This is a genomic window from Tenacibaculum singaporense (assembly GCF_003867015.1).
In the GTDB taxonomy this organism is placed as follows: Bacteria; Bacteroidota; Bacteroidia; order Flavobacteriales; family Flavobacteriaceae; genus Polaribacter; species Polaribacter singaporensis.
The window spans coordinates 2,464,737-2,477,325 of sequence record NZ_CP032548.1; the positions used below are offsets into that span (position 1 = coordinate 2,464,737).

A 12,589-nucleotide genomic window follows, 5' to 3' on the forward strand; every position below is an offset into this window, starting at 1 on the left:
TGTGATGAACATTGGTTACTTTCATTTTTAGCTAAGCTTATTGTTTTTCAGCAACTACATACAGATAATCTCCCAGATTATTCTCATAAGATTTCATTACATCTTTTATCTTACCCGAATCAATATCCTCTCTTAGTTTAGATAAACCCATGACAACCTCTTCTTTATTAGCTAGAGAAGAAAAAGAAGAAATACCATGCCTTATTTGTTCGTCAAAGTAAAGTTCTGGATTATGCTTTCCACAATAAAGAAACTTATCTTCAATATTCGGTTCAATAAAATAATTTTCAGTCTTAATATTAGTAAAACCTGCATTACTCATTGCACGCTTTATACTTTCTAGTGATGGCATTTGCGTTATTGAATCGGCTAACATTTTTGGGAAATAATGATTCAACCAATAACCTTTCATTTGTATAGGTGTAGAGGTAAAAATAACAACTTTACCTTTGTTTCTTAAAACTGAATACAACTCTTGAAACCCTAGATTTAAATTGTTCCAATGGTGAATAGTTAGTGTACCAATAATTCCATTGACAGAGTTCTTAAGCAAACTTGTTTTTTCTGCTGTACCTATTTTCCAAGTTATATTTTTATTTTTCTCTTTTGCTTCTTTAAGCATCGTTTCAGAAGGATCCATTCCTATGAATTGAAACCCTCTTTTTTGGATTTCATGGGTATAATTACCTGTACCGCAACCTATATCTAGATAAACACCTTCTCTGGAAGGACTTAAAAGACGAATTAGGTTTTCTGTTAGCTTCTTATCCGCTTTTCTTGTGCTGTTATAATTGTTTCCTATTTTATCGTATTTAATCATACTATCGATTTATAAAGTCTTTATTGATTTTTGAATAAATAAGCTTTTTTCGTTAATCAAAATTACTTTAAGGATATATGATAAAAGTTCTGATTTTAAAATCAGAACTAATTTCTTCTTTTAATCTTTAAATAAGTATTTGGTGTAATTCCTTCTTTTTTCTTGAAGAATGTGTTAAAAACAGTTTTAGAGTTAAACCCACTATCATAAGCTATACTCATAATAGTTACATTTTTATTCTCGTCAAAAATTACTCGTTCTTTAAACTCATTTAACCTAAAGGTATTCACATATTCAGAAAAATTTTTATTAACCCCTTGGTTTAATAATTGAGAAACATAGTTAGTAGGAAGTTCAATGTATGAAGCCAGATCCTTTAATGATAAATTCGGATTTAAATATAACTTATTTTCCATCATTACCTGTTCCATTTCCTTTACATATTTAGAGATGTCTTCAGTATGAAGCAAAGAGTGCCTATAACGTTTTATCGGGGTATAATTACTATTATCGCTAATTGCTTGAATCATTATCTTTTTAAACCTTTTATGATTTTTTATCGGTTTTAATATAGGTTCTGTGTTAAATAATAAAATTATAGGCAATTTATTCTTATAAGCTAATTCTACATAATCAATAGCTTCTTCATAATTACCTAACAACACATTTGTCAACACCAAAAATGTCAATGCTTTCCCCATTAATTCAGTGTTTAAATAAGTTTCCAACTCTCTTATGCCAATGTGACATTTTGAGACATCACCTAAAAAAGCATAAGACATTGTCTTTCCTCCCAATTTAGTAAGATCTTTTAAAGACACTCCCTTAAGACCGTCAAAATACTCTAAAGCCTCATTAAATTTACCAGATAACAATAGGCTTTGACCAATATAAATAGGAGGAAAAGGTAAAACTGAATTAAAGGTTAAAGATTTTTGCAAAAATTGTATTGCTTTTTTATAATCTTGCTGTAAATAATATATATATCCTTTATAATGATGATTTATTGCAGAAAAAGGGTCTAGCTCTAACGCTTTATTGATATAGTTTTGTGCAGGACCTAATTTTCCTTCAACTGTTAAATAGCTAGAGATAGTTAGATAAACTTCATCTGTAGATTGTATTTCTAAAGCATTATTAGCATGTTCATATGCTTTTTGCAAATCCCAATTTTGCCAGCATTCTATCCATGATAAATTTAATTGAGATCTTGGTGAACTTAAATCTAATTCTAAAGCTCTCTTCAAATAAGGCTGCGCTATTTGAAATGCTTCGTCAGCCGGTAACAACCCCATAGTCCCTAGATAAGCATATCCTTGATTTATATCCAAATAAGGATTAGGAAAATTTGGTTTTTCATTAATGATTTCTTCAAATATCTTGATTGATTTCAAAGTGCTCTCATAATCAAACTTCATCAAATAATAACGTCCTTTTAAATATTCTCTATACGTATTTATAGAAAGATTTAATGGTTCAACTAGTTTGTCTTCAATTTCAATATGTCCAATATACTCTCGTAATTTCTCTGCAATAAATAAACTTATTTCATCTTGTACTTTAAAAATATCCTCTAAATCTCTATCAAAAGTTTCAGACCAAAAAAGAAAATCATTAACCGTGTCGATCATATGAACGGTAATCCTCATTTTCTTTTTAGACAATCTTACACTTCCTCCAATAAATGTTGCAACCCCTAACTTTTCTATAATTTCTTTTGTAGTTGTTTTCTTATTCTTAAAATAGAACGAAGATGCCCTACTGATTACAGATAACTCTTTTATTTTGGCAAGAGCATTAATTATTTCTTCTGTTAAACCATCACAAAAATATTCGTTCTCTATACTTGAGCTCATATTCTCAAATGGAAGAACTGCAATACTTTTATTATTTATACCTGTATACTTCAACTCTTAATATTATTTGTTTTGGTACTTTGTACCCCAATCATCCATGGTGTAATATAAACTTCTTAAGATTAATAGCTAACTATTTCAATAGAAATAAACAAACAAAAGAAAGCAAAATCTTATACCATTGCTCCATCTAAATCACCTGAACATATTGATTTTTTCAAACAAATTACTTTTTGCACCGGGGAAGTAAACTTAATTTTTCAAATTTATAACGATTCCCTACGCTTATAAAACAGATTTCTATCCACTTACTTAAATTTATAATTTTACAATTAATTATAAACTGTAACTGAAGATGGGAGTATACATTACTAGCGGAGTTCTTGCTAGCTTTAAGAAAATGAATGAAGAAAACAGCTTCTGGAGAGAAAAGTTAGTTTGGGGCGAATTATTTAAAGTTACTAAGCATCTTATTAGTAATAAAGCCGCTATTATTTTTCATTAAAAACTTCAACAATTAATAAAAAACAGCTCATAGATGGAAAAAGATACAATAATACAGTCACAAGAAAAAAAATATCAAACTACAGGAAAACTTACAACTAGTAAAATTATTGATCTATTTATAGAAAGTGAAAATGAAGCTTTACAATATGAATTTCAAGGTAAATTCTATCCCTATCGTCATTATGATATTAATGCTACTTTAACAAAAGCTTTGAAAGGAATTGATAAACAAAAAATAGTTGATGCCTATTTTCACTCAGCTAGGTTAGGTACTATTATAAAAGTAAAAGAAAACAACTACCCTCTCTTCTTAAAGGGAGTTGAGAAAGCACTATCTTCAATTGGAAAAGGACATAATATTAATGTTTTAAAACCTAGTAAAGTATTTTTTCTTTTTGGCGTTAATTCTCCTAATAACATAGAAAATCTCTATAACACAAAATATAATGAGTTTTTAGAAACTTTAAAATTTGTTACCAAAATTAACTCTTATACCAGTTATCCTAGTTTACGAAGAAAATTAAAAGCTTCGCTTTTCTTGGAGAATCCTATACTCTTAAGAAGAGCTCAAAAAATGACTCCTTTCTTTAATCAATTCAATTTTGAAACAGCTGGAGCGTTGGTTCTACTATTGGTTGACTCTTCTGAAACCTCTAAACAAGTTCTTTTAGGATTTCATAACACAAACTTGCCTAGAGAAACAGTTTGGATTCTTGGCAGTTTTTATAAAGATTTTAAAACATCAAAAGCAAACAAGTTACTTCTTAACGACTTATATGATAAATACCCATTAGAATGGGTTGATGAATATTACAATTCTATTTTCTAATAGTTTTATAAGTATTTTTGTTTTATGGATTCACTTACACAAATTGTTCTTGGTGCTGCAGTTGGAGAGGCTGTATTAGGGAAAAAAGTTGGTAATAAAGTAATGCTTTATGGTGCTATCGCTGGTACTATACCTGATTTGGATGTGTATATTGGTAAGTTTTTCGACACTGTTACAGCGCTTGAAATACACAGAGGTTTTACACACTCTGTTTTTTTTGCAATTGTTTTTGGATGGATTTTTGGGTGGCTAATTTCGTTGTATGAAAAAAATGCCTCCACTAAAGAATGGGCAAAGCTTATGTTTTGGGGATTCTTAACACATCCTATTCTCGATGCTCATACTACTTGGGGTACCCAACTTTTTTGGCCTTTGGACATACGGTTAGCCTTCAAAAATATTTTTGTTATCGATCCACTATATACAATACCTTTTTTAGTGTTTTTATTAATGACAATGTTTCAACCTAAAGAGTCTAAAAAAAGAAGAAAGTATAACAACCTCGGACTTATAGTAAGTAGTTCTTATATGGTAATTACCATTATTATCAAGGGGGTTACTTATGCTAAATTTACACATGCTTTAAAAGAACAAGGAATAGCTTATAAAGAAATAGAAACCAAACCTACACCTTTTAACACCATTTTATGGTCTGCTAATGTTGAAACAGATAATGCTTACCTAATTGGATACTATTCTTTTTTTGATACCAAACCTATCGAGTTTTATTCCTACCCTAAAAACCATCATTTATTAGAAGCTTACAAAGACGATATCACAGTAAAACGGCTTATTAAAATTACCAAAGGTTGGTATACTATTTCAGAAAAAAACAATGCTCTTTACTTAAATGATTTGCGTTTCGGACTACTAAGTGTAGCACCTAACTTTCAACAGTTTGCATTTAGCTTTGAAATAGTTAAAAAACATGATAAAACTATTATAAATGAAGTTCCTAGGAATCGTGAAAAAGCTAAGCAATTATTAAAAGATCTTTGGGTAAGAATTCAGGGAAATTAATTGAAAAATCACTATATATGTAGTAAATTTGTAGTTCTATTATAAAGTAGCGCTACTCAGGTTTGAGACATAAATATTTTCATTTTTTTTCAATCATTTTTTTAGTTCTTACTCAATTCGCATTTATTACTGCGTTATTGCTAGAGCACAAAAATATTTTTACGGTAATATTTTTAACAACACTTATTACTACTCTCATAATTTACACCTACATAAAATTCTTTAGAATTAAAGAAGTAGATTTTGAACCTTTCTATGTAATGATTTTTGTTATAGCTGGTGCTCTGCTTACAAATTACCTGCACCTATTTACTAGCTTGAATTCTGTTTTGGCGGCAGCACTTATTGGAACAATTGCTTCTTTTTTACCTAATGTAAACAAAAAGTCACAGGTTTTACAAAATATTCCCAATGCTATGTATTGTAGTTGTTTTGTAGGAATGTCGCAAAAACACGTTGCTATTGATTATAGCTTTATAATTATTGCAGGTATAATAGCTGGTATTTTTTATATGTTTTCAAAAAATCTGTTTCATGGGGTCGGTGGTAAACTAGGTACTCTTGCTTTTGGTAGTGTTGTTATTTCCTCTTTATTACTTTTAATTATCTCATAATGCTTACTATTTTACCAATCTACTTAACAAGTGTTCTTGGGGCTTTTCTAACTTTTTTAGTCAGTACTAAATATAAACAAGGCCCTGTTAGAGCTTCTGCCCTACTCACTCTTTTTGTTGCAAGTACATGTTCTCTTTTTTCTGAAGATATAGCCAATCAAATTCCTTGGGTGTTTTTTGGTGCCTCTTTTGTTGGTATGACATCTAGCAAACTTACTCGTAACTATACTTCAATTGTTTTCGCTGGAATTATTTTTGGTTTTATTTATACAGTTAGCCCTACTTTTTTCAATGGTTATGGAGGCGCATTAGGAACGGCTGCTTGTATATCTATTTTAGTTATTATTGGACTAAATAACCTTATTAGACATTCAAAAATTTCAAAAAAGAAAAAGATTTTACTTCAAAAAATATCTAAAACTTCTTCTTAAACACAGCTTTACTACTAAAAAACAAACACTTACACTTGTATTTGATTTTATAATTAATAAAGCTCAAAAAATTAAGTTAAATTAAGTTTTGTAAACAGTTTATTCCCGAATTTTGTTATCTCAAAAAAATTAAAATCTTATCTATGAAACGTTATTTAAAACCTTTAAGTTTTATTCTTATATCATATTGCCTTTTTATTTCATGTTCTAGTGATGATAATATTGAAGAGCAAAAATATTTAAACATTCCCGATGCACAATTTGAGACCAAACTAATCAATCTGGGGATAGATTCAGATGGTATTGTCAATCAACAACTATTAAAAAGTGACGCATTAGGAATTATCAGCCTTGATTTAAACTCATCTAATGATGGTATAATTACAAACCTAACAGGTATTGAAGGATTTACTAATCTGAAAAGATTATATGCCACAGGAAACAATTTAACCACTGTAGACTTGAGGTTTAATAAACGGTTAGATACATTGGTACTTGCTGGGAATTTGCTTAAAAATATTGACTTGAGTAACAATACAGAGTTAATCAAGTTGGACCTAGATGTAAATGAATTGGGTAGTATTACTGGATTAAAAAATGCCACGAATCTAAAATCGTTAAGTCTATACTATAATTTATTAGAAACGTTAAGTATTGATAATCCCAATTTAGAAACTTTAAATGTTAGAGATAACTCCCTAGTGTCTTTAGATGTAAAAAAAGCAGTAAACTTAAAAACCATTTTGGCGCAAAATAATAAGATTTTAGAAGTAGATTTTACCACTAATAAAGCTTTAGAAGTTTTAGCTTTATCTGATAACAAGCTTCAAAATATCGACTTAAAATCTAACAATAATATTGAAGTATTGTATTGTTCTAGTAATTTACTTACATCACTCGATATAAGCGGGTTGTTGAATTTGGATCGCTTAACTGTTAATGCTAATCCTAACTTATTCTGCATTAAGATTCATAATGGTCAAAATATCCCTATGTTTTCTAAATCTGACTACCAAGAATTTAACACTAGCTGTGATTAATAAAATTTTATGATAATAATGTCATAACCTTTTCCCTTTTTTTAATTTTTGCCTTAAAGATATAATGATAGAGGTCTAATAGTCATAAAAAACTACTATTTCTCCTTTAAAAAAATTAGAACACCTATTAATTAGCCTTCTATCATTATCTTTTTTTATTGGTGATCAAAAGTATATTCTCAAATCAATACTTTTAATCTAAATTGCTTTCATTTTACACTTTATTCACTTAGTGTATGAAACATTTTGGCAAAAGCTATTTCAAGAAAAATAGAAACTTCCATTTTTGTTCTACCCTCTTCTAGCATTGTTAAAATAGTATTTATGTGTGTATCCTTGAATTTATAAAAGTCTCCATCTTCTTTGTACAAATCTTCCTTCTTTAAATTTTCTAACTGCTCTAGCATATACTTATTTGCTTTGTATGCTGACTTTCTTTTTTCTAAAAACAATTGCATCTTTTTACTATCTTTTCTGCTTGATTTATTATACATGGATAAAGCTGTTTTATATTTCTGCTCTACCGACCATTCTACCCTTTTAGCATCACGGTACAACTTCTCAAGTCCTTTAAAAGCTAATTCATAATATGTATTTATATAGTCTTGATTATTATGTAAATGATTTAAATACTCAATTGCCTTTTTCTTATACTTATTTTTAGATTTTAGCTCAGCATCTTTTAACTCTTGTTCTAAAACTAAAAGTTTATCTGCTATTTTATTTACTTTTTTTATCTCCTCAAACCTTTTTGCCTTTCCTATAATTAATACCTCTGGAGTTATTTCATTAGGCTCTCCTGTAAATGTATGTTCCTTATAAGAAAAACTAAACTCCCCTCGAACTCTCTCTACTTTTGCTTTCTTTTTTGCAGATAAGTCAAAAGCATAATTGTAACCGAAAGTAACTGTTAAGTCTTGGGTATTCTTTAAAGAAGTATTTCTAAATAATTGAATAGCACTTAAATTAAAATTATGCTTTTCTCTATATACATAATTTGCATTCAATCTAAAGTTTGTTGCACTTGCCTTATTTGTTTTGTTATTATTTTGATTATAAGAAGTACTCAGTGTTGTGTTTAATTTATCTTTTAGAAATTTTTTGTTAACTGCTACTGTTGGTCCCCATGTATAGGATTCATCTCTTCCAATAGTATTATAAGTAGTATTTAAAGCAGATGTTATATTAATTTTTCTTTGTGGTAATCCTAATGTATAGGAAGTATTAAAATTATGAAATGTTGAACCATTACCTATACGTACAATTCCATTTTCAGCATTAGCTACTGTCGCTAATGAATAATTTGTATTTAGGTTTTGTCTTCTTGTTTTACTGTTTTCTAAAATATAACTTACATTAACGTTGGCATTTTGAGATAACTGCTTATAATTAAATCGTTCTTCTTGATTATCTAACAAATTATCATCATTTATAATCTCAAACTGATCTAGCTTATTATTTGTATAGGTAGAAAAGTTAGAATAGCTTCCTGTTATATTTACTTTTTTACTCATAGTAAATGTTGCATTAACACTTCCAACTGTTCTACTAGTATTGGTCTCTTTTTGATTGGCTAAATCATCTCGTTGGTATCCTATATTAAACCCTAAACTTATTTTATTATTAAATAAAGTGGTATTACCATTCAGTGTAATATTTTCAAAATCATTATTAAAATAATAAGCTCCTAATGTTTGATATCCTGGGTCTATACGCTCATAGCCTACTCCAAATCTATATTTATCAAAGCTATATTCCATTTCTGTTTTAAATGCTTTGTAATGTTCTGTTGAAGCTCTATTGTTGAATAATAAACCTGCTACTCCGTTACTATGACTTACTTTTTCTGCTCTAAGATCTTGTGTAATAGCCGTTGAAGCGTACTCTCCTTTAAAACGAAGTCCATCTATTACAGTTACAGTTCCTGACATGCTTAGCACCAGGTTTTCTTTTGGTAACACCTTTTTTTCTTCTGGTACTGCACTTATTGAGTTTATCTTGTCTTTTGCATAAAAACCAATTAATTCTAAGCTATATTTTTCTTTTTTAAACCCTACTTTAGCTCCATATCCCATTCGTTTAAAAGCAGGTTGTGTTCTGTTGTCATCTGAATCTTCAGTAGCTTTTAATAATCGACCATACATTGCTGAAAAAGTAAAACTTCCTTTAGGAGTTAAATCAACTCCACCTCCAGTAAATTGGTGTCCTGCCAACGTATATGGAGAAAAACTCATACTTACATCTCCAATATGGGCTTGTATCCATCTATATTTAGGGTGCAGACTCAAACGATTAAAACTAAATGGTAATTGATATTCTAAATCGCCTCCTTGATTAGAAAAGCTATAGCTTACAGGAATTGAAAATTCATAAATATTAAAATTTAAGCTTCCTTGTAAAAAATAGGTAAATGGTGCTCTTGCACTATTTTGATTGGATGAATAAAACACAGAGTTAGCAGCGATATTTCCGCTAACTTTAAATGGTTTTCCTCTTCCTATATTCTCAAAATCTAATTGTTGTCCTACTATACTTTCAGCAAAAAATATGCTTAAAATAAACACTACTACTTTTAGTGTTTGCCCCCTCATTGTAATCATTAAAATATTCTTTTCTTTTTTATAACTGTTTTGCTAAACACTTTTTTGAGTCTCTAACTTTTACGCTGTATGCCCCTTTATTTAACTTATTTATTCTTGTTGTCTGTGCATTGGTAAACGGAAACCAAGTTTCGTCCTCCACATTACTACCGGTATAGTCTACCCAACTGGTACCATTAAAAAACTGTATGACCCCATCCTTTGTTAATTGATATAAAAAAGTTCTACTACTTTCTCCTGTAGCACTAATATCTATATAGCCATCATTTACCTTGAAACAATTTTGATCTGCTGATCCTGTTACTTGGAAATCAACGGGCCTTGCAGGAGTAATCGTGAATGAATCAGAAAACTCAAGGCTTTTCCAAGTATCATCTGCCTCATCTATTCCTCCGGTACCTGTATGTGTTTGATATTTTACTCTATAGCTTCCAGCATCTAAAGGCTTATTCCATGTATAGCTATAGACTCCCGAATTATTGGTTAAAGTTGATGTATATTCTTGATCATAGATTAAACTATCATCAGTTCCATCGTACAAAGTCATTACCAATTCTTCTGAGTTTAAATTTCTATTAAAATTTAAAGTAAAACCTCCATCTGCCTTATAATTACAACTTGAGCTTTGAGTTTTAACACTATCTAATGTTGGAGACGGTCTCAATATATCTAATATTATAATCGACGATTCCACCGTAGGAGTTGTATGAGTATATGGAGTGGGCCAAATGGTAGAAGTGAGAGTAACTACAGGAGGTATAAAAACCCTTTTTATTTTAATATTTTTTATTGTGTTAATATCAATCCAAACTTCATCTTTTAAAACTTCATCTATAGTAGCTTTCATAGGAAAAATATTTTTAATTTCTTCTGGAAAATCTTTAAACCCGAAGTCTTTATCTGTTTGATATTGCCATTTTACATATGGAATTTTAGCTTCAGGAATATTAAAATTATTTACCGAAGATGTAAATATTTTATCACTCAATACTCTTTCTCTATCTAAACCTTCTGGTTGTACATATTTAGGTAAGATAACAGCTGATTGATGTAACAATCTATCTTCATTATGTATATTGGTTGTCTTAAGTGGATAACAATAATCAAGAGTTACAACATTACCTACTCTACCTATAAATATCATTTGCATTTTTTGGAAGATAAAACTTCCTTCTTCTGAACATGCAGCTCCACAACCTGGAACCCCATCTTTAGATAATTTATAATTTCCTGAAATATTACTTTTATTAGAGGATAAAGTATAAATACCTGTATCAAATATTTTTTTATTGGGATATAAAACACTATTTACATCATTATAATGAATAAAAAAATGCTGTCTTGTTACGCAAAAGCTATAATCATATACATTAGTAAAGCTCCCATCACCAGATACCCAAAGTTCATACTCTTGCCCAAACCCTAAAAAACTACACAAAAATAGTAGTATAAATAATCTCTTTTTCATTTTTTCTCTTCCTTACTGTTTAGCTAAACATTTTTGTGAGTCTCTAACTTTTACGCTGTATGCTCCTTTATTTAAATTACTTATTCTTGTTTTCTTTGCATTGGTAAACGTAAACCATGTTTCATTATCAATATCACTCCCTTCATATTTTACCCAACTAGTACCATTAAAAAACTGTATGACTCCATCCTTTGTTAATTGATATAAAAAAGTTCTACCATCTTCTCCAGTGGCGCTAATATCTATATAGCCATCATTCACCTTAAAGCAGTTTTGGTCTGCAGAACCTGTTACTTGAAAACCAACTTTCGAAGGTTTACCTATTATGAATTCATCTGAAGGAACTATACTTGCCCAGGATCCATCCGTTGGGTTAATTCCTCCACTACCTTTTAAGGTTTGGTATTTTAACTGATATTTACCTGGTGCCAAATCTTTACTCCACAAATAACCAAAACTACCATCTGACATGGCTTGCAAATTCGTAATTTCTCTTTGTGGGTTCGTAGCCAAATCATACCCTGTAGTATACTCGTAATATAAAGTAGCAATTAACTTCTCATTAGCTACCAAATCTCTATCAACACTAAACGCAAAACTACCATCTTCACTATAATTACAGCTTGTTGTAATTGAAGTAGGTTGTTGTACTAGCTCGGGTGAGCAAGGAATAATATTATAAATTATAATGTTTGAATCCGATTCTATCCATTCAAATAACCCTGTAGTGATACTAACAATACCTTTAAAATATAAAGGACCTTCATATGATTGAGGTATATTTATATCTTTTAAATCTAATATAACGCTATTACCACTAGTTGTAGATGTTGATAAAAAAGTTGGTTTATAGTTAATATTATCCAAACTATAATACCAAGAAATCGTCTGTTGTGGTATACAGCTATTAGAAGTTAAAGTTATACTCTCTTTTCTACAAAAAGTATTATTCGTAGAAACTTTCAATACATTATTGTTTGAAACCCTAACCGTTGTGCATGTTACTGATGGTTGGCCAAAAAGTCCTCCTGTTTTATTAACCTCACAATCTCCACTTCCAATAGTTATGTCATTATCACAACGTGTACTACTTCCAGAAACACTCCATGAAGTTATAACTCGCGTTGGTCTTTGATCAAATACTTCATATGCAATATTTCCATCGAACACTTCTAAACCTGTAGTAGGAATAACTCTAGTTAAAATACCACTATCTTTTAATAAGGTATTACCATTGTACACTCTATAACGATATGTTTCAGTTTTTCCATTAAAAAATAATCCCCCTGTAAACCCTGAACCAGGCCTTACAAATTGAAATGTATATTTTTTTTGAGCTTTTACACTCAAACTTACTATTAATAGAAGTACTAACAATAATTTCTTTTTCATTTTACTTATAGT

The 12,589-nt window shown here is 29.7% G+C and carries 11 protein-coding genes; 6 read left to right on the forward strand and 5 right to left on the reverse strand.

Annotation, left to right across the window (positions count from 1 at the left end; genetic code table 11):
- Positions 1-37: 37 nt before the first annotated feature.
- Complete coding sequence (locus D6T69_RS10900; protein WP_125067760.1) at positions 38-820, reverse strand: class I SAM-dependent methyltransferase; 783 nt, start codon at positions 818-820, stop codon at positions 38-40.
- Between the two features lie 107 nt (positions 821-927).
- Positions 928-2,676, reverse strand: a complete 1,749-nt coding sequence (locus D6T69_RS10905; RefSeq protein ID WP_125067761.1) for a helix-turn-helix domain-containing protein — start codon at positions 2,674-2,676, stop codon at positions 928-930.
- Positions 2,677-3,031: 355 nt separating this feature from the next.
- Between D6T69_RS10905 and D6T69_RS16005 the strand changes: the two genes are divergently transcribed.
- The 6 genes from D6T69_RS16005 (at position 3,032) to D6T69_RS10930 (ending at position 7,117) form a co-directional block, all read left to right on the forward strand.
- Positions 3,032-3,181: a hypothetical protein gene (locus D6T69_RS16005; RefSeq protein ID WP_164506719.1), complete on the forward strand. Its 150-nt coding sequence runs from the start codon at positions 3,032-3,034 to the stop codon at positions 3,179-3,181.
- Positions 3,182-3,214: 33 nt separating this feature from the next.
- Positions 3,215-4,012 (forward strand): hypothetical protein, encoded by a 798-nt coding sequence (locus tag D6T69_RS10910; protein ID WP_125067762.1) that lies wholly within the window; start codon positions 3,215-3,217, stop codon positions 4,010-4,012.
- Between the two features lie 24 nt (positions 4,013-4,036).
- Entirely contained in the window at positions 4,037-5,032 is a 996-nt protein-coding gene (locus D6T69_RS10915) for a metal-dependent hydrolase (protein WP_125067763.1), read from the forward strand.
- A 260-nt stretch (positions 5,033-5,292) separates the two neighbouring features.
- A complete protein-coding gene (locus D6T69_RS10920; protein WP_125067764.1) occupies positions 5,293-5,646 on the forward strand; it encodes a hypothetical protein in 354 nt (117 codons plus the stop codon).
- Positions 5,646-6,077, forward strand: coding sequence for a hypothetical protein (locus tag D6T69_RS10925; protein ID WP_206197809.1), 432 nt, complete (start codon positions 5,646-5,648; stop codon positions 6,075-6,077). Before D6T69_RS10920 ends, D6T69_RS10925 begins: the two co-directional genes overlap by 1 nt.
- A gap of 143 nt (positions 6,078-6,220) precedes the next feature.
- Entirely contained in the window at positions 6,221-7,117 is an 897-nt protein-coding gene (locus D6T69_RS10930) for a leucine-rich repeat domain-containing protein (protein WP_125067765.1), read from the forward strand.
- A gap of 221 nt (positions 7,118-7,338) precedes the next feature.
- Here D6T69_RS10930 and D6T69_RS10935 read toward each other — a convergent pair whose 3' ends face one another.
- The 3 genes from D6T69_RS10935 to D6T69_RS10945 are packed head-to-tail and all read right to left on the reverse strand — an operon-like array spanning position 7,339 to position 12,577.
- Positions 7,339-9,717: an outer membrane beta-barrel family protein gene (locus D6T69_RS10935; protein WP_240628303.1), complete on the reverse strand. Its 2,379-nt coding sequence runs from the start codon at positions 9,715-9,717 to the stop codon at positions 7,339-7,341.
- Positions 9,718-9,736: 19 nt separating this feature from the next.
- Complete coding sequence (locus D6T69_RS10940; RefSeq protein WP_125067766.1) at positions 9,737-11,185, reverse strand: hypothetical protein; 1,449 nt, start codon at positions 11,183-11,185, stop codon at positions 9,737-9,739.
- A 12-nt stretch (positions 11,186-11,197) separates the two neighbouring features.
- Positions 11,198-12,577 carry a hypothetical protein gene (locus D6T69_RS10945; protein ID WP_125067767.1) on the reverse strand — a complete coding sequence of 460 codons (1,380 nt, stop codon included), beginning with the start codon at positions 12,575-12,577 and terminating at the stop codon, positions 11,198-11,200.
- Positions 12,578-12,589: the final 12 nt, after the last annotated feature.